General features: G+C 59.0%; 14 protein-coding genes. 8 read left to right on the top strand and 6 right to left on the bottom strand.

The window, feature by feature from the left end; translation table 11 throughout:
* Nucleotides 1–300 precede the first annotated feature (300 nt).
* The 5 genes from AC1Z32_RS41345 to AC1Z32_RS41325 all read left to right on the top strand — a co-directional run bounded on the left by AC1Z32_RS41345 (nucleotide 301) and on the right by AC1Z32_RS41325 (nucleotide 5,167).
* Nucleotides 301–900 carry a hypothetical protein gene (locus AC1Z32_RS41345; RefSeq protein ID WP_483484640.1) on the top strand — a complete coding sequence of 200 codons (600 nt, stop codon included), beginning with the start codon at nucleotides 301–303 and terminating at the stop codon, nucleotides 898–900.
* Complete coding sequence (locus tag AC1Z32_RS41340) at nucleotides 893–3,106, top strand: phage integrase family protein (RefSeq protein ID WP_483484639.1); 2,214 nt, start codon at nucleotides 893–895, stop codon at nucleotides 3,104–3,106. Before AC1Z32_RS41345 ends, AC1Z32_RS41340 begins: the two co-directional genes overlap by 8 nt.
* A 62-nt stretch (nucleotides 3,107–3,168) precedes the next feature.
* Entirely contained in the window at nucleotides 3,169–3,495 is a 327-nt protein-coding gene (locus AC1Z32_RS41335) for a hypothetical protein (RefSeq protein WP_483484638.1), read from the top strand.
* 272 nt (nucleotides 3,496–3,767) lie between these two features.
* Entirely contained in the window at nucleotides 3,768–4,250 is a 483-nt protein-coding gene (locus AC1Z32_RS41330; RefSeq protein ID WP_483484637.1) for a DUF4262 domain-containing protein, read from the top strand.
* A gap of 446 nt (nucleotides 4,251–4,696) precedes the next feature.
* Nucleotides 4,697–5,167, top strand: a complete 471-nt coding sequence (locus AC1Z32_RS41325; protein WP_483484636.1) for a hypothetical protein — start codon at nucleotides 4,697–4,699, stop codon at nucleotides 5,165–5,167.
* A 525-nt stretch (nucleotides 5,168–5,692) separates the two neighbouring features.
* Here the strand turns inward: AC1Z32_RS41325 and AC1Z32_RS41320 are convergent.
* The 6 genes from AC1Z32_RS41320 to AC1Z32_RS41295 form a co-directional block, all read right to left on the bottom strand.
* Nucleotides 5,693–6,139, bottom strand: coding sequence for a very short patch repair endonuclease (locus AC1Z32_RS41320; RefSeq protein WP_483484635.1), 447 nt, complete (start codon nucleotides 6,137–6,139; stop codon nucleotides 5,693–5,695).
* A gap of 10 nt (nucleotides 6,140–6,149) precedes the next feature.
* Nucleotides 6,150–7,241, bottom strand: coding sequence for a DNA (cytosine-5-)-methyltransferase (dcm, locus tag AC1Z32_RS41315; RefSeq protein WP_483484634.1), 1,092 nt, complete (start codon nucleotides 7,239–7,241; stop codon nucleotides 6,150–6,152).
* Nucleotides 7,242–7,432: 191 nt separating this feature from the next.
* Entirely contained in the window at nucleotides 7,433–8,341 is a 909-nt protein-coding gene (locus AC1Z32_RS41310) for an HNH endonuclease (RefSeq protein WP_483484633.1), read from the bottom strand.
* A complete protein-coding gene (locus tag AC1Z32_RS41305) occupies nucleotides 8,341–9,936 on the bottom strand; it encodes an ATP-binding protein (RefSeq protein WP_483484632.1) in 1,596 nt (531 codons plus the stop codon). The genes AC1Z32_RS41310 and AC1Z32_RS41305 overlap by 1 nt, the downstream gene beginning before the upstream one ends.
* Nucleotides 9,937–9,952: 16 nt before the next feature.
* Complete coding sequence (locus tag AC1Z32_RS41300; protein WP_483484631.1) at nucleotides 9,953–10,384, bottom strand: EcoRII N-terminal effector-binding domain-containing protein; 432 nt, start codon at nucleotides 10,382–10,384, stop codon at nucleotides 9,953–9,955.
* 6 nt (nucleotides 10,385–10,390) lie between these two features.
* On the bottom strand, nucleotides 10,391–12,277 hold the full coding sequence (locus AC1Z32_RS41295) for a DEAD/DEAH box helicase (RefSeq protein WP_483484630.1): 1,887 nt from the start codon (nucleotides 12,275–12,277) through the stop codon (nucleotides 10,391–10,393).
* A gap of 1,082 nt (nucleotides 12,278–13,359) precedes the next feature.
* Here AC1Z32_RS41295 and AC1Z32_RS41290 point away from each other — a divergent pair.
* From AC1Z32_RS41290 to drmB, 3 genes are read left to right on the top strand one after another with little or no spacing between them, the layout of a single operon-like run.
* Nucleotides 13,360–15,339: a UvrD-helicase domain-containing protein gene (locus AC1Z32_RS41290; protein ID WP_483484629.1), complete on the top strand. Its 1,980-nt coding sequence runs from the start codon at nucleotides 13,360–13,362 to the stop codon at nucleotides 15,337–15,339.
* Nucleotides 15,329–18,664: a helicase-related protein gene (locus AC1Z32_RS41285; protein ID WP_483484628.1), complete on the top strand. Its 3,336-nt coding sequence runs from the start codon at nucleotides 15,329–15,331 to the stop codon at nucleotides 18,662–18,664. Before AC1Z32_RS41290 ends, AC1Z32_RS41285 begins: the two co-directional genes overlap by 11 nt.
* Nucleotides 18,664–20,565, top strand: a complete 1,902-nt coding sequence (drmB, locus tag AC1Z32_RS41280) for a DrmB family protein (RefSeq protein ID WP_483484627.1) — start codon at nucleotides 18,664–18,666, stop codon at nucleotides 20,563–20,565. Before AC1Z32_RS41285 ends, drmB begins: the two co-directional genes overlap by 1 nt.
* The last annotated feature ends 3 nt before the right edge of the window (nucleotides 20,566–20,568 follow it).

Below are 20,568 nucleotides of genomic sequence, written 5' to 3'. Positions count from 1 at the left end.
CTGGCGGGCGACTCTGCCGAGTTGCGACTCTTATACAGGATCACGCACGGTCGTTCATGTCGCACGCAAAGGTATTGGTGCTATGACGTCACTCGTGCGGACCCCGAGGCGTGGTTGCATCACGCGTTCCCGCTGAGTTGTCATTTACGGTCGTGCCTGCAAACACGTCGTGGAAAAGCCGACCGACGCATTGATAGAAAATGACTATTAAAATGTCCAAGCCTGTTAATGTCAATTATCGGGATAGCGTTTCAGGGGTAGAATCGGGCATTTGCGATTTACAAGAGAGGGGAGAGGGCCGTGGCACAAGCTTTTCCGCCGGATGAGCCTGACTCGGGCCACGATCCGCACCGCGAACCGGACGACGGCTCGGGCGACGCCTACGAGGAGCTGCCGGATGCGTACGTCATGCGTCTGGTGCATGAGCTCGAACGAGTCGTCACGGCGAGCCGCCGCACGATTGCAATTCGCTATGCCGCCCACGGCGTGACCTTCCCGGTGCCGCCGACGCTGGACCGCGCCGAACTCATGGTACTGACCGCGCTGGTGCACACCTACGGCGTCGCGGTGTTTCGCGATGACTTCAGTGCGGTGCGCCAGCGCCTGGCGGAATGCGGTGCCGTGGTCGTACTGCAGCAGACGGTGTTCGGCGATCGCCCGGGCCGCGGCAGGCAGCGCTACGGCGGGGGAGCCATCGGCGGCGGCGTCGCTGCGCGCCTGCAGGAAGCGCGGCCGCTGTTCGAGACGCTGTGCGAGCAATTTCCGGAGACCTTTCTGATGCAAGCGCGCGCACTGCTGGCGCGCATCGCGCGGGGATCGTTGCCGTGGATGCCACTGAAGCCACCGAAGCCACCCGGGCCGCCGTTCGAATCCGAGGACGGAGAGCGCGACGATGCTTAAACACGATCAGCGCGGTCAGCAAGATCAGCACGGTCAGCACGGTCAGCACGGTCAGCACGGTCAGCACGGTCAGCACGGTCAGCACGGTCAGCACGGTCAGCACGACGCGTCCGCCCGGGCCGCCCAAAAAACACCCCCCGGTGCCGCCCCGGAAAAGCTCACCGCCAAGACGACGCGGCCCCCGGAGAAGCTCACCGAATCACTTGCCCTCGAGCGCCGTTATACGACCAAGGATTTCACGGCGCTGCGCGCCTACGTGCAGCGCATTCCGCCGGCGGTGATCGCGCGCACCTATTACGATCCCGACGAGGATGCGCACGCGGCGACGCCCGGCGCGATGGAGCGGTATCTCATTACGATGCTCGACGCGCTGGTGTCGCTCGCGCTGGCGCACGGTTCGACCGCGCTCGCGGAACACCTGCGCGCGTCGATCAAGCAGCACGGGCGCCCGTTGCTCACGGCCGTGACGTTCCGCATGGTGACCGAGGCGGCACAATTGGCCGCATTGCCGCAGCGGGCCGATCACGCAATCAGTGCCTGGCTGCGTCCGCGCGTGGCACGGCGGCTGAAAGGCGAGGGCATCCAGACGCTGGGCGAACTGGTCGCGTTCTGCAACCGGCGCGGCGGCAGCTGGTGGCGCTCGATTCCGCGCATCGGCCCGGGCCGGGCGCGCGCGATCGTGAGCTGGTTACGCAAGCAGCACGCATCACTGCAACTAACGATCGAAGCCGACGTCGACTCCGAGGAACGGGACGGCGTGCCGCTGATCGCGGCCGAACTGGTCGAAGTGGTGCCGGCCGCCAAGGTGGGAAGCGGCCCAGGCGGCGTCCCGAGCGGCGGCGGTCCAGGCGGCAGCCCAGAGTCGGCAAGCCGGCTGACCTTGGCGCCGCTCGAGCGTCTCGCCGTGCCGCACGCGCTCTCCGGCGCGCATGGCGAAAACCGCGCGACCGCCTTCTGTTATATCCAGGCGAACCACGATCTCGATGCGGTGCGCGCGTATCTGAACCGCTTTCGCGATCAGCCTAAAACGCTGCGGGCGTACACCAAGGAGCTCGAACGCTTCCTGTTATGGGCGGTCGTCTTGCGCGGCAAGGCGCTCAGTGATCTGCGCGTGGACGACTGCGAGGCCTACAAGGACTTTTTGAAAAGCCCCGATCCGCGCTTCGTCGGCGAGCGTTTCCCGCGGCACTCGCCGCGCTGGCGACCCTTCGCCTTGTCCAACTCCACTGCGGCCGCCGACGGTCAGGCCTCATTGTCTGCGACGCTTTCACCCGACTCGCAGCGTTATACCGTTCGGGTACTGCGTACGGCATTCGCCTGGTGGGTCGATGTGCGCTATCTCGCCGGCAATCCGTGGAAGGCCGTCAACGATCCGATGGTGGTCAAGCGCGAGCGGCCGATAAAAATCGAGCGCGCGTTGCCGGCTGGACTGTGGCGCAAGCTCCGTGGTGAACTCGATGTGCGATCAGCAGAAGCGGGCGGGGCGACGGCCGGTGCGCAGTGGCGGGCCGTGCGCGCGGCGATTTTGTTGATGGGCGATTCCGGTCTGCGGCGTGAAGAAGCCGCAAGCGCCCGGCGCGAGGATCTGCGCCCTTCATCCTTTGGGACACTCGAGCGACCGGTCTGGGAGTTGACCATCGTCGGCAAGGGTCAGCGCGAACGCTCAGTGCCCGTGAGCGCCGCGACGCTGGACGCGCTGCGCGCGCATTGGCGCGATCGGGCTCAAGATTTCGACGGCGCGACCGAAGAAGACAAACAGAGCGGGCCGCTGCTGAGCCCCATCGTCATTCCGTGGACCGACGCGTCGCGCCGGCGACATCGAGCGGGGCAGAGTGCGGAAAGCGGGGAGGGGCAGCCTGCAAATGAAGCGGGCTACACCGCGGATGGACTGAACCGGCTGATTAGTCGGATGGTCACCGAACTGGTCGAGACGATGGAGGGGTTGAGCCTCGATGAACGCGTGAGGCTTGGGCAGTCGAATGCGCATGCGTTTCGCCACAGGTTCGGCACCCAGTCCGTCGCGGATGCAGTCCCGGTGGACGTCGTGCAGAAGGTGCTGGGCCATGCTTCGCTGCAAACGACGACGATCTACGTCCAGGCGGAAAGCAGCGCGTGGTGGAAGAGGTGGCTCGCTACTATGCCGGCGTCGCCACGCATAAGACGGGGCAGTGAGCAGCAGCGCATTCGGCGCTGCGCGCGCAACTGACAAACGAATCACTTTCCGGCGCTTTCTCTTGCACTTGCGCGCCGGAACACAGGAAAAACACGATGACGGACAAAGAATTGAACCTGCGCGCCGGACTGGCTGCGTTCTCCGATGTGGATCGCGTGGTCGCCGTGAACCTCGATCAGTTTGACCCGCTGAACTCGCGCGACGATCTGATCAAGTTGCTGGTCGAGACGGGCATCTCGTTTTCGCGTCCTCGTGAAGGGGATATCACTGCCGAGGATGGCAGCAGTAGCGTCGAGGTGACTATTCGACGCGGCGATGTTGTCACTGCCGCTGCCCGCGCCGCATGTGAACTCGCGGCGAGCTGGATCGATGACCTAGACCTCCAGGCTTGGAAGGTCGCAACAGGACGGTCTACGCGCTGAGGACAAAGGTGTGCCGCCGACGCCAGAATGAACCGGCTGTCGGTGCATCGAGGATCCGGGCGGCGAGTTCCCAAATGCAGCTATTCAATGCTGACGACTAAATCGGGCAGGTTCACGGGAATCGCGGCATCGGATCAGAACGAGTCGGCGACAACAGAGGCATACGCCTAATCGGTGCATGGGTGGGCAGAGCCATCGGGTCCCCGGTGAAGAAGACCGATTAATGGTCCGCCCCGGGGTCTCAGATAAAATGCATGTTACCGGAGGGAACAGTGAACACAAAGAAGGACGAGATCAAGGGTGTGCTGGAACAGGCCAAGCAGGCGATTTCCACGCACGGGCACGCAGTAATCGGGATTAAGTCAGAACCCAAGGCAAAACCACCCACCCCAGGATTCGCATATACCATCGGCCTCGAAGAAACGTACGGGCACCCGGAGCTGATTGTGTTCGGCCTGCCGTACGAAGTGGCTCATGGAGTGCTCAACGAGCTTGCTGCCCGGATCCAGAACAAGAATCTCACGTTGCAAGACGGCGACGGGGATGACCGCACCCTTCAGGGCCACCACGTCATTTTCCGAAAGGTTCGCGCTGCGTCTGTTCGGAAGTATCTTCGCATCGCTCATGTTCTCTCGGAGGATACTCGCGCGTTTCAGGTCGTCTGGCCCGATCCCTTCGGGAAATTCCCGTGGGAGGATGATTTTGACGATCGCTATGCGGTCGCTCAGCCCTCGCTCTACGAGAGTCTGCATTAGTCGAAGACGAAGCGGTGCCGCCGGTCGGCTACGGACACGACTATTGTCATGAACCTACCGTACCCTTGATTTTCCCTGTAGCGGCACGTCCTCGACTTTCTCGCCTTGCAGTATTCCCGTCTGTTTAGTCTTCGCGTCGAGAGCTGGCTTATTGCGATAGACGAACCCGCGAGAAGAATAAGCCGAGCCAACAGTGTGATCCACCCGTTTGGAAGTGAGACTGACGCTTGCGCACCAGCCTCGCTAGTACGTTCTCGCTCTCTTCTGCTCGCGCCGGAGCATATCTGAAGACATCTGTATCAGCTCAACGCGGCGAAATGAACCTCTTCAAATAGTAAGTAGTATTGATTATATCTTCATTATTGGCTATAATAGATACATCGACATATTTATAATGTGGCGAGGTCGATTTGAGATGCTGGCCGAGTTACAGAACGGAGAGACGCATGACCAACAAGCTTTTCGTGAACCACGAGGGATACAAGGTCCAGGTTTTTGGAGACGAAGCTAGTGACCTTATTGAGTTTTGTTCGCAAGGCGGTGGCTTTTCGAAGCGCATGCAGCGAGATGAGTTTTTCCGGGAGTTCAGACCGTTCGACGTTCCGAAGTACTCGCCTCGCGGTGCGACATTTGAGCACTTCGACGAAGGCGTGTCGATTACCGCGTGGTCGAACGGTATGAGCTGGAACGGCTGGGCCATGCCATACTTCAGTTACGAGCAAGGGTTGGAGGTCGTTAAATTTTTTCCCGAACTGCGCTTCGATGCTGCGCAAGACGCGTTCGTATGGACTGACGCGAGCGTGGACGAAGATGTGGTGTATCCCAGCGAGATCATCGATACGGAGTCGGGTCCGGTCAAGGCTTATCCAATCGGCACCGCCGATTGGACTTGGGAATGGGCTGATGAGGAATGCTGAGTCTATCCGTCCTGCGCGTGATAGAGCATTCTGACCTGCGTCCCTGCGTCCCTGCGAAAGCTCGACGAGCTGTGCCGCCAATTTCCGGTAGGTGAGGCTTGCATTGCAGAAGGCGCAACGAGAGAGCGGGGTGTCACGGGCGCCATGGTGTATTTGCCGTCTCCGTTTGATCGCCGTCGCCAACGTCAAGGAACCAGTTGCTGACACGTTGATGATAGTTGGCGGAAGGGCGTGTATCAGCTTCGCCAATCGATACTGGTGCGGGTGAGTGACAACATGGGCAATGACAGTGACGGGGCTTCTGGCGGTGCTCGGAACGCCTTGGCTGCAGTACTGCATAACGGCGCACCGACTCACGCTCTCTGGGCGAATCGATGCGCAAGCACCGATATGGTTCGACAGCCGAGGGGCGAGAAGAAGTGAAATAACTCAACCCCCGCATCGTCACATTCGCAACGCGGTTTCGCGTGGAACGGCTGCTCGACATATGTGGAATAGACACTCACTCGCCGACAATGCTTTGCTTCAAAGTTCAATTGACGGAGAAGTTGGGTTTATTATCCAGTCCGCAAGTCGCTCGAACAGCGTTTCGTCGTTCTCTTTCGCGGCGGCTCTTAAGGAGCACTCCCATACAACTGCGACTCTCCAGCCCTCTCGAAGCAGCTGCGCCGTGTGCGCGACATCCCTATCGCGATTTCTATCCAGCTTCTGTGCCCAGAAATCGGTCCTAGAGGATGGCATCTTAAATAAAGCACAATGGTGTTGATGCCAAAAACAGCCATGGACGAAAACTACGGCATTGTGGCGTCGAAAAACTAGGTCGGGCGATCCGGGAAGACTGCGGACGTGCAAACGGTAGCGAAGGCCCAACCGGTGCAAAGCCCGGCGCACGATCAACTCCGGCTTGGTATTCTTGCCTCGAATGCCGGCCATCATGCGACTACGTGTGGCGACGTCTGTGATGTCCGGCATAGCAACTAATCTAAGCCACCGACGGAATCTTAACTGACCGTAAAGGGAGATTCGCCGTTCCCTTCAGAATCACCGTGGGTTTTTCGCGGGTCTTCGCCGCGCCAGAGGCCTTACCTTTTTTGAGGGCCGTTTGCAGATAAGGGGCCATTGCGCTGGCAACCGCCTTTACCGCCGGTACAACGACAGAGTTACCGAATTGGCGATAGAGCTGGGTATCGGAGACAGGCAATACAAAACTATCCTCGAAACCCATTAGTCGTGCGCATTCGCGTGGAGTAAGACGACGAGGATTCAGCCCGGAGCCACGATGCACCAAGATCTCAGAACCATCCTTGTGATACCGAGCAGACAGGGTTCGAGTCGTATCATCACGAGTCACAACAGAGCAACCAAAGCCATTACCCGCTAGCGAGTGTTTGTCCCTGTAGGCTTGCAGGTACTTCCATAACCCATCGGTGAGCACATATTTCAGGTCGACCTCAGATTCCGGTTCGAGGATTGAGCCTAGCTTAACGGTCGCCGGCTCCGGCCAAGTGGACTCGTTGGGCCACTCAAATCCGACGTCATCGCGGAAACCCACTATGTAGATGCGCTCACGGTGCTGGGGGGTCCACCGCTTGCCGTCGATGACCTTCCAGTTTATGTAGTAGCCAAGCTCCTTTTCGAGTACATGCTGGATAACGCGGAAAGTGTGCCCCTTGTTATGAGAGACGAGATTCTTCACGTTCTCGAGCATGAAGGCTGCCGGACGTTTTTCTTTCAAGATTTCAGCGATTCGGAAAAATAGCGTGCCCTGGGCGTCGCATGCAAACCCATGAGTACGGCCCAGCGCATTTTTCTTTGACACGCCGGCCAGCGAAAACGGTTGACAGGGGAAGCCGCCCAAAAGGACATCATGCTCAGGAATTACATCCAGAGGAATAGACCAGATATCTCCGGCGATGTCCTCTTCGTTCTCCCCGTGGTTCGCTGCATATGTGATGCGGGCGTATTTGTCCCACTCGCTGGTGAAGACGCACTTTCCGCCGATATGTTCAAACCCTTTCCTGATTCCCCCAATACCCGCGAAGAGATCAATGAAGGTGAATTTTCGTGGTGCCATTCTTAGCTTTCAATAGTTGTTTGGAACTTGCGAAGGAAAGCGTTTGATCTCCCCTGGATACCTGGCGGCAAACAGCAAAAAAAAGGGCCTTAGAGGAACCTCAACAAATCCGCATCTCCGACGGACCGGCACCGAGGAAGCATCGGCGCTAATCCGACGAGTGTCAGGCAGCACAATTTCGCACGCAAATGTCACTTTACCAAGCCCTTCTCTCCCGCGCCAGGGCTCTGCTCGTCGATTCCATGCGTCCTATTAATTGGGATGCGAGCCTTGACCAGCGCACGCAGATCCTCGACGGGCATGGGTGGGGTTGTCCGATGAACCATCGAATGGCAGTTGCCACACAGGGGTACCAGGTCTTTGACGGGGTCGACGATGTAATCGGGGCCCAGTTTAGACACGGGCGTACGGTGGTGAACCTCGATGTACCCGTCGCCCAGTTCGCCGTAAGCCTCGAGAAAGTCAAAGTTACAGCACTGACAACGTAGCCCGTAGTGGTCGATGCAGGCGGCCCTGTTAACCGGATTGCGTTCATATCGGTTGACCTCGATCCGGACCTTCGCACCCTCCGGTAGTCCGGTTACGGGACTATCTGGAGCAGCTTGCCCTTCCTCTCCAATGCCCGTTAGGGCGAGAACAAGAGCGACGCAAGTCGAAGCAACACTGAAGGCTATTGTCGTCAGTTCGTCCGGCGTCTTTCCTGATGGGAGCCTGCGAGAGACGTCAATCTCTACTTGAGTCCAGCGGTCCTTCAGGTCGACGCAACTCTTTTCATCATTGCCATTAATGGCCACAAAAACCTGTGTGTCCAAGGCCTCGGCAGACTCCCGGACGAAAGCGAACGCTTTTTTCTGACCTTCATTGGCATCTGACATCACGCGCAGAAGTGCACCTGCAAAATTGTCGGCTTTGAACGAGGCCTCAAACTGCCGGTGTGTCCGGGACAGAAGAATAGCAAAGCCATTACCCGGCTCCAGCGTCGCAGGACGCAAGGCATGGAACACCCCTCCGTCGACCGTCTCAGCCTGGGCGTAGAGCGCGACCTGAAACCGGCTTGCGAGCCTCCGGCGCAACACCTCAATGTCGACCCCTTCGGACATCAGTTATCCCCGTGCTCGACAGGGTCTGGCAAATCGGCTACCAGCTTCTTGAGGTTGCGCGAAACCTCAATCCGAAACTCTTCGAATGCGTCCTGATTGCTTGGGTTGATATTATTCAACTCCGCCTGCGCAAGAGCCCAAAGTAAATAATCCAGAGCCTGAATAACTGTGCTGTTCGACTTGTTCGGCAGATAGGCCTTGGTATAAAAGGGATGCCCTGCATTGAGCGCTACAGCGGCCTTGCTGTTTTTTGCAATTGTTGGCTCCCATAGTACGCCGTGCTCGAGCGTTCCGCTCGTGACAACATGGGCGCTTCCGATGTCCTCGGAGTTCAAGAGTCGGACAGTGGTGGTAGTCAGACCAGAATTGTTGTTGACCGTAACCTTGCCGGTCGCCTCGTCTACGTTGGCAACCGCAGCTGTCTTGAGAGCGGCCGCCTTCTGTTCGATGACGTTGCTAGCGGAGGTATGCATCAGCGTTGCTGCACCCTTGGCGACTCCAGCGGCGCCCTTGCGGTAACGGGTTTCTGCTTCTCTTCGCGGTCCCGCCAGAAACTTGTCTCGCAGCCACTCATAAAGGCCTGCGTTTAACTCAATGCGCGACTTCTTGATGTCGACCTGAAATGCGTTATCCAGGGTGTGGTCGAATGAAAGTTCCACGCGAAGCAGGGAGTAATGCGGCTCCTGTTTGAACATGTTCATCCAGTCGGGCCCGTGAATAAGCCGGTTTTCCCGGTAGACATAAAGCCCTTGACGTTCATTGGAAATTCGTGCGGCAACACGGTTTGTATCAGAAGCAAACTCCTCCTTCCGAGGCAGTACGAACGCCCGCACCACAAAAGACGTTTGTGTTCCGTCTGGTAGCCGGACGTCCATTTTTTTCTCGGCGATAGGCTCCTCGGTCTCGGCTAGGCAAAACGGGTCCCACGCTGCAACGAGATGTCCGTTTACCCGCACGTCAACGTTACGCTCGCGATTATCATTGCTATCAAGAAACCGCTGAAAAACGACCGCAAGATGGTCCCTCAGGCCAGACGCCAGCTTGTCAACGGCTTTTCGGATAGGCTGGCCTTCGGGAGCATTGATTCGGTCGATGTTTTCCCAAAGCACAAGGGTGCCCGAAGCTCCGGAAGCGACCTCGTCGAGTAGCAGCGCGTGAGTAGGGTCAGCTGATGCAAACTCGAGGTCCCAACTATTCCGGGTGGCGAGCTCATCTAGGTCCCACGTCGCGCGCAAAGCCGGCGCTGTACCGGACTCGCGAGAGATAACCGACAAACGGCGGCAAAAGGCTGTCGAGGCCGTTTTCAGCCCCATACCGAATTTGCCAAGACTCTTGGCGCTGGCCCGCTTGCTCGAACCGTACTTCATGGCATTGACGAGACCTTCCTCGTTCATGCCATGGCCGTTATCCACAACTGAAATGATCACGCTATCCGCGAAATCAACTTCCAGTCGAACGTGAATCTTGTCGGCGCCGGCTGCAATTGAATTGTCTACAATATCTGCGACGGCAGCATGGAAATCGTAACCCGTGTCTCGTAGTCCCTCGCTAATACGAGCTACGTCGGGCGGAACGCTGATATGTTTTTCTGTCATAAATGCTCCGTTTTCGTTAGCGAGATTGAATAACTGTCCACCCCCCACTCAGGACAAGGGTGCCACTGTCCAGTTCCAGACTGGATGCGGGGTTCGAGCGAACGATGTTGACCTCAAAGGACGCGTTCTCGTCGAGGGAGAACACCAGTACGTCATCAACCTTGGCATTAATCGCACGCATGAACTTCGTCATGCGAGTGAGGCGGTATTCGTTACGTGTGCCACCGAAAAGCCTGTTGTTATAATAAATAAAATTGAATTCCCATCGCTCCCGAGTTTCATGTTCGAAAACAACGAGCTTCATCCTTGGATTTTTCACCGACTTGTCAAGGGACGGGAAGAAGGACAGAATACTTCTTTCTTTCGGAACCAGGATCCCCGCCTGATGGCCGCCCGTAGTCCCCACGTCGTTGGCGCTTAATCGCTTGCGTATTTCAGCTGTTGTCACTTGTTGTTACTCCAGTTCGGCAAGCGGGGAGATTTTGAGTGCCTGTGCGATGGTCACCGGATCGATATTTCCGTCGTGACCGGTTACTGCGTTATCGGCAAGGTCCCGCTTGAAAGCGGCCGCTCCCTTAATCACTTCTTCTATGGTCTGAATGTAAAATAGGTGATGAATAGTTACTGGCTTGGCTTGCTTTCTCCGATATGCTCGCGCTGACGCCTGGGCCGTCAGTGCAGGATTCCATTCCGGGTTGTAATGAATCACGTGGTTTGCAGCCGTGACGTTTAAGCCCGAACCCGCCGCCTTGGGATTCAGGAAGAGCGCACCGTATCCGGCGTGTTCGAAGAACTGGTCAACCACTTTCTGTCTTACCGGTCCGTCCACTCGCCCATCGATAAAGTCGAAAAACCCCTTCGGGAATCTCTTTGTGATATCAGACATGAAAAGGTCCGCGATACCTTGATAGGTCGAGAAAATGAGCGCCTTCTCTTCCGCAGCGAAGATTTCGTCAAGAAGCTCTATCGTCCGTTCGTACTTTGGCACCTCTGCGGAAGGATCCGCGTGCCAGTCGCCCAACAGTGAAGGATGAGCGCAAAGCATACGGAGGCGTGTGGCCGCGACTAGGCCGCCAGCGGCGCCGTATTGTTCTAGGGTTTCCCTCCGCAATGCCTCATAAGCATGAGCAAGAGGCAGTGACATCTGCAAGGCCTGAGGGACTTCTATTCGCTCTGGCAAGTCATGCGCCACGTCGAGCACCTTGCGACGCAACAGCATCGGTGCAACGATAGGCGCCAATCGGGCTGCGTCCTCAAGCTCATTGTTAAACTGGGACAAGAAAGCATTCCGCTCTCCCAGAAGCGTGGGCATTACGAAATCCGCCAGGGACCACAGGTCATCGATGCGATTTTCCAGGGGCGTACCGGTGACTGCGATTGAAACCCGCCGAGGGAGTCGCTTGACCGTAGCTGACCGCTCGGCTTCCGGATTCTTGATTGCTTGGGCCTCGTCGAGCGCGATGACGTTCCATTGAATCCGGTTCAGAATTTCCTCGTCACGAATGGCCGTGTCATAGGAAACGAGAACGATATCTGCGTCGCGTAGCTTGGTAGCTACCCCAGCCCTGTCAGCACCCGCGTGAAGCAAGACGGCGAGTGTCGGCGCAAACAATGCCAGCTCCCGGCGCCAATTCTCAAGCAATGTTGCGGGAGCGATCACAAGTGACGGGCCACGCCCAGCATTTTTCTCGATCTGTAACACCGCAACGATCTGCGCGGTTTTGCCCAATCCCATTTCGTCACCAACAATGCAGCCGACACCCTGCTCGGCTACAACCGACAGAAAGGCGACGCCCGATGACTGATAGGGGTAGAGCGTTCCGGAAAAACCTGGAATCAGCGCCTGAGAACGCTCATTGGCCAACATCGAGGCGTTGAACGCCACCTCGTCAAACACGGCGAAGGGCTTGTCCTTTTGGGCCCGCAGGGTGACCAGCTCGCCAATTGTGATAGGCCCCTCGGTCCGCACGCCTGCAGCGGTCAACCAGCTATGAGCTTGGCGTACAAGGTCGGCTTTGATTGGATACCACCGGCCGCCGTGCACTAGCTGATCCGTCTTCCCGTCTACCTCGACAAAGCCAGTGTCTGTGGCCAGACCAAAAAAAAGTCGGAGATTGCGTCCATCAGTGCCGGAAAGAAGAACGGCGGGCTGCGCTGGCTCCCTGGAGAAGGCCAATCCGGCGATGTCCTCAACGGGGCTGCGCACCGACTCGCTTGCACAGACCCGCACGCGGCCGAAAACCGCCTTGAAAATGTCCAGTGCCGGAGGACGAAAAAGCTCGCCCGACGCTTTTTTTAGGAAGATCTGAGACCCTTCTACGATCCATCTGGCACTGGTCATTGCTGCTGTCTTGCTCTAGAAAATAGTATCGAATTCGTGCATTCGGGGAAGTTGAACATTGTAACGATCAAGTCCTCGCGAATCGGGCTCGATAGCAGACGGACTGGCCCCTCCAGTGCGTTTCGCGTGGTCGCCCATAATTGTAATACTTGATGTAGGCGTTCTGGCGGAATCCGGATCGACTCATTATTGAGAAACCGTCCTCCGGTCAGTCCCGCAGTCAGATCACCATCGTATACATCGCCGGCAACGTTGCGTCGTTGTCGGCTGGCCGGCGTAGGCGGAGGTCAGCGATAGTCCGGGCACACCGCGCGTGCCATCGTGCATGATGGCCGTCTGGCAGGCTCCCGCGAAGTTCCGGCGATGGCCTGGTGCAAACGGGGCTCATGTTTCGTTCGGAGACAGGGCGCTGTGTTTCGGAGTGCCGTCGCTTCCACAAGAGTGGCCGGCATGGCCCTGATAGCACGCGTAAAAAATAATGCCAACAAGCCGAGGTCGGGCTTGCAGGAATCTGGTTAGCGACGCACCCGGGCCTTGAAGTGACGCTCTTTTCTCGGAAATGAGCGTTCAGGGCACTCATGTTAATGCTTTCGGTTCGACCGGACTAGAATTATGTCCTCAAGTTTTCCTATTCACTGCCGTAGTCCGGCTTGAACTGAAACGGTCTGCCGCTCGTCTCAGACACGAGGAACGCGCCATGTCGATACATCCTGACAAAGCGTGGTGTGGGGCATATTGCGTTTCGTAAGTTTCATGTATCTTGCAAGCGCCAAAACACCATGATGGCACCAGAACAAGATCAGTCTACGTCGGCAAAACAACAATGAAGCAGCTGACCCGGGGGCAAGTTTGAAAGGTAACCTTCTAATTTCAGGGTGCATCCGGTCCGATTGTCTTTGGATAACGCGTCTCCCGCCGCAGGGTGCAGATAACAGCCTCGTTATCCATCTCGGCCGATTGTTCTGCTTACCGGCAGGCACCCATTTCCATCCGTCTTTTTCGAGATGCGCTCCGGGCGATATGTCCGGGGCGCCGCGCTGTTCAATGGACCGGGTGTCAAGCGCACTGTGTGGGGAACTCACATGAATAGTCGATGCGAGATCGCCGTCGCTCAACAGTTCGTTCCCAATCCAGAGCAGCTCGCCGTGCTCGAGGCCCGTGCGGATGAATGGTTGCTCGTCGAGGCAGGTCCCGGCACTGGAAAAACCCAGATGGCTGCGATGCGTCTCGCTCATTTGCTGCAACAGGGGCTTCAGCCAGCGCAGATCTTGGTTCTTAGCTTCTCGCGCAGCGCGGTAGCCACGTTGTCGCGCCGGATCGCCGATCTCAGTGTGCATGGCGATGGCGTCATCGAGGATCTGCGTCATCTCGCCATTCGCACTTTCGATTCGTGGGCGTTCCGCATGTTGCGTCAGAATGGCGTAACCGCGGGCGATCTTTTACGGCGATCCCACGACGACAATATCGCGAGCGTGACAGAGGAGTTGCAGACGGAGACTCCGTTCGGTGATCGGCTGGAATCGATTCGGCACGTGATTGTCGACGAGTTTCAGGATCTGCCCGGCGTGCGCGCGGAGATGGTGACGGCGCTGCTGCGCCATCTCAATTCGAAGCCCGGCCGACGTGCCGGGTTCACCGTGCTCGGGGATCCAGCGCAGTCTATCTACCGATTCGCTGCCAGAACCAATGGCGGATCGCGGCCACCGGATGCGTGGGCAGAGCTGAAGAAGCAGATGGGCTTACCGATACGCGAAATCTCACTGGTCCAGAACCATCGGGCCACGAAGCAGCTTGCCTCAATGGCTTCGAGGCTACGTAAGATCCTTGGCGATCCCATTCTCGAGGCCGATCAGAAACTCGCGGCAATGAAACGGTTTCTCGCGGGCCTGCCCACTTCTTCTGCGGAACTTAAGCTCGGGCCCGACTGGCTGACGCAGTTGCCCCAGGGTTCCCTTGCAGTCCTGACCCGAACGAACGGCGAAGCGCTTCGCGCCTGGCAAATGCTGCTGGGCAAGGACGCCGGCGTTTCTACGGCTGATGCACGGCTTCGCATCGCGGGAAGCACGCAACCGACGCCCGCCTGGATTGCTGCCGTTCTGTCCCGTTACAAGCCGAGGACCATAACGCGAACGGTCTTCGAGAAAGCATATCAGCGGCTTTACTCCCAATACGGCGCGGCGCTTGTCGAAGGACTTCACCTGCCATCCGTCGAAGCCGGTTGGAAGCGGCTTGCGCGCGCGTCCGGCGCATCGGACCTAGCGACCGTTATCGATCTCGAGATGCTGGGTGCGAGACTCGACTGGCCTGACTCGTTCCCTGACAGCGAAGTGAAGTCACCCGCCACTGTGCTGATCACCACGGTTCATCAGGCCAAGGGCATGGAGTTCGACAACGTGGCGTTGCTGGAGGCCAGTTCGCGCAATGCCGACAAGACTCCGGTCGATTCACTCGAAGAAGCAAACGTGGACTTCGTCGCGGTGACAAGAGCCGCGCGCTACCTTGGCCGGCTGCCTGCTTCGTGCATCTACACGCCGCTTTCGAACTGGAACTTCCCGGATGGACGCGTGCGGCAGGGCGACTGGAAAAAGATGGTGAACGTGCAGATGGGATTGCCGGGCGACATCGATGCCGCAAGTTCCGTCGATCCGTCCGTGCTCGGCGGCGATGAAGCCGTGTCAGCGCTTCAGGAGGATTTCGTGAAACATGCCGCGGACTGGCGGGGACACAAGGTAGTCCTTCGCAAGGTCAGGGTCAGGGCGGCCAGCGGCGACTCCCTCCGGGTCCAGTACGACATCCGCCTGCAGATCAAGGACGGGGAAGGCGCGCTGATTGGGCGGACTTCGGAACAGCTGACGCGCGATCTTCTTAACCTGCTCTGGCGCCGCGGCTACGACCTTCCCCAGAATATTTATAACCTTCGCATCGCCGACGTGGTCTCAGTCAGTGCTGACGGAGAACTGCCTGAATCCATTCGCGATCCGTGGCGTTCGAGCAGGCTGTGGCTCGGCGTTGCGCTCATGGGTTCTGGAGATTTCAAGACATGGAAGCGCAATGGAAAATGACGCCAAGGACAAGAGCGTTGTCCGGACCGACCTTGTCGAAATGACGCGGTCGCTGCTTGTCGGCCCGCTTTCGGTCGATGAGGTCATCGAATCGGCCCCGGCTGATACGTATCTCACAGGCATTCTCTGGCCGCGCGGAACGAGCGTCGGTCCCGTCGACGACGGCGAAGGCACCTTCGGCGCCGGAGGCGACGATCCGGCCGGCGACCCGGCTGTTCCCGGATACCGCGCGATCAGACCGTGCTCAATCGGAATCACCTTTGCAGTCCGGACCGGCGCTCGTTTGACGATCGACCTTGGCACGACCGCGCGATATGAGCCACAGAGTGACGCATCCGCGCTTGTGGAAGGCGATCGCAAATCTCCCGATGCGGCGGGAGCACCGGCTCTCAAGAGCAATTTGGTGCAAGGCAAGGCACTGACTTCTGAAAACGAGGCGGATGTGCCGAAGAAGCGCCTCAAAGTGTGGGCGCGCCGCGAACTAGGCTATTCCTTCACGCTCGATGCGGACGGAAGCTCGAAGACATTTATTCAGAGAGATTTCGACCGGCGCGACGGCACGAGGGTCGAGGATCGGGCGCTGTCGGTCCATGTGCGTCGTCGTGCTGGAGCAGAGCAGTACGTTTTCACGATTACGCTTATCAACGAAGAAGACGACTTGCCCGGAACGACCTCGCGTGACGCGAAGTGCCTGTTCCAGACCGAACTCATCGTGCGCGCCCGGATCGGCGACGCGCCGGCGATTGAACCGAGGCCGCTTCCGCCGCCGGACCCGAGTGACCCGGAGGGGCTGATCAACGCGCTGCTTTATCGGGAAGTGCGTGAGTTCGCCGTGGGGCATGGCATCGCTGTATCTTGGGGCGCCGATCAGGGCAGCGCTGTCGCAGAAGCCAGGACGTCGTGGACGCCCCGAACCGCTGTGACCGGCACGAGCGCAGACGGGCATGCGTCGCTCGGCGATTTCCGTGACGCATGGCCGGATGCGCTGCGCTCCTCCTGGCTAGGCTTAGAGACTGCACGCGAGTCTGTGACCAATGCGCTCGAAGCGTTCGTCGCATGCTATGGGCAATGGATCGAGCAGTTGCTGAAACCGCGCCTCGCGGAATTCGGCGAGAGACTCGCATCGCCCGTCCGCGCCAATTTTGAACGCTGCACGTCCGCGCACGCGAGAATGCGGGACGGCGTGGAGGTGCTGCGCGCAGACTCTGCAGCCTGGACCGCTTTCGCGCTTGCCAATGCAGCGATGGACCGGCAATCGAATTTTCCGGGCAAGGGGGGGGCACGCCGTCCGCTTGTCTGGCGGCCATTTCAGCTTGCCTTCATGCTGCTTGTCATTCCGGGACTGGTTGACCCAGTGCGCGAGGATCGAGGTTGCATGGATCTTCTCTGGTTCCCGACGGGTGGCGGCAAGACGGAAGCTTATCTCGGTCTGACGGCGTTCCAGATCTTCCATCGCCGGCTCACGCACAAGTCGCGCCGCGCGGATGGCGGCGTCGACGTGCTGATGCGCTACACCTTGCGCCTGCTGACGGTGCAGCAGTTCCAGCGCGCGGCCGCGCTCATCTCCGCCTGTGATTTCATCAGGCAATCCGACAGTCGTCTCGGCGATGCACAGATCACGCTCGGACTCTACGTCGGCGGTGAAGCAACGCCGAACAACATGGATGTCGCCCGCAAGGCGATCGCGGATGAGCACGCCAGTCAGGCGCCGACCTCGACGCCCCGCCAGTTGCTGCGTTGTCCTGTTTGCGGTTCGGATCTGCCGGCTAGCGCGTTCACCGCGGACGTCGTGAAGCCAAAGGTCAATATCATGTGCGCGAATCCGGATTGCGAGACTGGGGGCCATCCGCTTCCGGTTCTCACCGTCGACGACGAGATCTATGCGGCACCGCCGTCGCTATTGATCGGTACTGTCGACAAATTCGCCCAGATTCCGCGGCGCACGGACATTCGAAGACTGTTTTCGCTGGATGGCGGCGAGCCGCCCGGCCTGATCATTCAGGATGAGCTGCATCTCATCTCCGGTCCACTCGGCTCGATGGCAGGTCTTTATGAGACCGTCATCGACACGCTTTGCACGCGTGGACAGGTTCGTCCGAAGGTGATCGGATCGACCGCGACGATCGGGCATGCGGAACAACAGGTGCGGGCGCTGTTCGACCGGGACGTACTGCAATTTCCGCCGCCCGGTTTCGACTTCTACGATTCGTTTTACGCGGTCCGCGACACGCACGGCCCGGACCGCCTTTATATCGGCATTTCAACGGCCGGACGCAGCCCGAAGTTTGCGCTTCAGGCGCTCGTCTCCGCGCTGTTGCAGGCGGCTTTGTATCTGAGGGACAAGAAGGGCGTGGCACCCCAGAAGATCGATCCTTACTGGACCTGCGTTGCATATTTCAATAGTCTGCGCGAACTGGGCGGCGCATACGTGCTGATGCAGGACGACGTACCGCGACAGATGCAGTTCCTGTCGCACCGGCTTCATATGAGCCGACGCGAGCTTCAGAACCTCCCCGTCGAACTGAGCAGCCGGCGTTCGTCGCGCGAATTGCCGGAACTGCTGCAAGCACTGTCGGGAACGCTCGAAGACTTCGAAGCCGATCCGCTCGAGAAGCCAGAACCCAAGGACACGGTTCTCGCCTCAAACATGATTTCTGTCGGCGTCGACGTGCCACGTCTGGGTTTGATGGTGGTGAACGGGCAACCGAAATCAACGGCTGAATATATTCAGGCAAGCAGTCGTGTCGGTCGCGGCGTTCCAGGACTTGTGTTCACGCTCTACAACTCGGGTCGGCCGCGTGACCTTTCGCACTTCGAGCACTTCCATTCCTATCACAGCGCGCTTTACAGGAGTGTCGAAGCCACCAGCGTGACGCCGTGGGCGCCGCGGGCGCGCGATAAGGCGCTGCACGCGATCGTGGCATCGCTCGTCCGGCATCTTGTTACCGGCATGTCGGACGATGAAGCCGCAGTGAATTTTGACAGCTCCGATCCTATGGTCCAGCAACTGATCGCCGAGATCGTACGACGCGCCGCTGCAGCTACCGACGAACAACAGGCCGAAGAGACAGAGGAGCACCTCCGGGAGATCGTCGCCGAATGGGACAAACGCAGCGCTGAAGCGAGAGCGACAGTGTCAGGGCGCATGCGCTACTGGATAAAGAAGGCGCCGTTCGGCAAGACGGCGGACCATCTCATGTGCGCGGCGGAAGAGGCGTCGCCGGGTGGCCATCAGGCCTGGCCTACACCCAATACCATGCGCGAAGTCGAACCGTCGGCGTCGTTCGTACTAAGGACGATCAAATCGAAGTCGGAGGGCAAGTAGTGGTCACTTCAAGAAGATTTTCCGGGCGCCGCAACGGTGGCGTGCCCGCGGTCAGTTCATCGCCCGGCGTGAGGCCGCTTGGCAAAGTGCGGCGTTCGCAGCTCATTTCCACGTATGGAATCGGGGCGATCATCGACCTCGAGAAGGGCTCTTACATGCCGATGGGACTGGAAGACTGGGACGCCGCGACCAACCGGCCGAATCTCACTATCGGAGAGTCCCGCCTTCAGGCGCAACTGGGTGTAAGCCATTTTCGCCTACCGCCGGTCAGCGAAGAGATCCGCGGTACTCGCGGCCGCGTAGACCCGTTGCGCTCGGTGCCGGCCACGCGCTTCCCGGCGTGGCACGAGTGCCCGCAATGCAATCGCATCGGCACACTGGATGACCCGTTCGTGCTCGAGGCCGATGGCGCCCAGCTTCAGTGCCTAGCGCATGGCAACCCCGTCAACACCGCGCCCGTTCGCTTCGTCGTCGCTTGCCGGCGAGGCCACATGAACGAGTTTCCGTGGAGGTGGTGGGCGCATCGCCGCAGGGAGGCAGGCATATGCGACCGGCCGATGCTCGAGCTCAAATCGCAGGGGAAATCGGCTTCGCTGGGTGACTTATATGTACGCTGCAAGAACTGCGGCGCATCTGAATCTATGGGCGACGTATTCATGCCCGATAGTGTGAAGGGACAAGGCTGCGGCGGCGTCCGTCCGTGGCTGCATGACCGGCAGGAAGGTTGCACCGAGAACCCTCGCGTTCTGCAGCGTGGCGCCTCCAATGTGCATTTCGGCGTGGTCGCTTCAGCATTGTCGATTCCGCCCGTTTCGGAGGCTGTTTTCCAGATCATTGAGCAATCCTTGCTGGGTCTTGGCGCGCTTCCCGACGAAGCTGTCGTTCCCGTGCTGAGGCAACTGTCTACGCGATTCAGTGTTCCGGAGGAATCGCTACGCGCCGCGTATGCGGAGAAGCTGAAGATCGAAGGAAAGATGACGGACCTGTCCGAAGCGTTTGCCAGGGCGGAGGAATACGCCGCGCTCTCGACGGATCGGGACGATCCGATCGTCGGTGGCATCGTTCCGCAGTTCCGGAATTTCGTGTCAGAGCCCCCGGCTGCGCTCTCCTCATGGTTCGACAAGATAGGCGCGGTCTCGCGGCTTCGGGAAGTGCGGGCGCTTGCCGGCTTTACACGTATCGAGCCCTATCCGGTCAGCGTTGAAGGCATTCCGGCAGCGGTCCGGGACGGCTACGTTGCGCGGCTATCGAAAACAAACAAGAACTGGCTGCCTGCCGCGGAGATTCGTGGCGAAGGTCTGTTCCTGCGTTTCAGAACCGAGGCAATTGAGAGCTGGCTTACCGAAAACCCGGCAATCGAAGCGCGTGTGAAGGTCCTTGACAATCGCGCGGCGGCCATCGCAGCGGAACGGGAACGCAAGCAGGAATATCCGATCACTGCGCGGCTGCTGCTGGTCCACTCGTTTGCGCACGCGCTGATTCGCACAATTTCAATTGATTGCGGATACTCCTCCTCCGCGCTTCGCGAACGCCTGTACGTCAGCGACGCCACCCCTCAGCGCTCGGCAATGAACGGTGTCCTTATCTACACCGGCTCCCCCGATTCCGAGGGAAGTCTGGGTGGTCTGGTCCAGCTGGCCGACCCGAACAAACTTGAGCGGATCATCGAGCGCACGGTGAATTCGATGAAATGGTGCGGCAGCGACCCGGTCTGCCTCGAATCGGATCCGGTCCAGTCGGGTGACAGAATTAGCGGCGCCGCTTGTCATTGTTGTCTTCTCGTTCCGGAAACCGCTTGCGAGAAATACAACCGCGAACTCGACCGGGCGATGCTTGTAGGTTCACCCGAAGACATCAAGGGGCCGGAATGGAAAGGCTTTTTTCACAAATACATGGATTGACCG

It is taken from the genome of Caballeronia sp. 11_S32, from assembly GCF_056930355.1.
The sequence above is the reverse complement of the archived record's forward strand: the minus strand, read 5'-3'. Positions and strand labels throughout refer to the sequence as shown.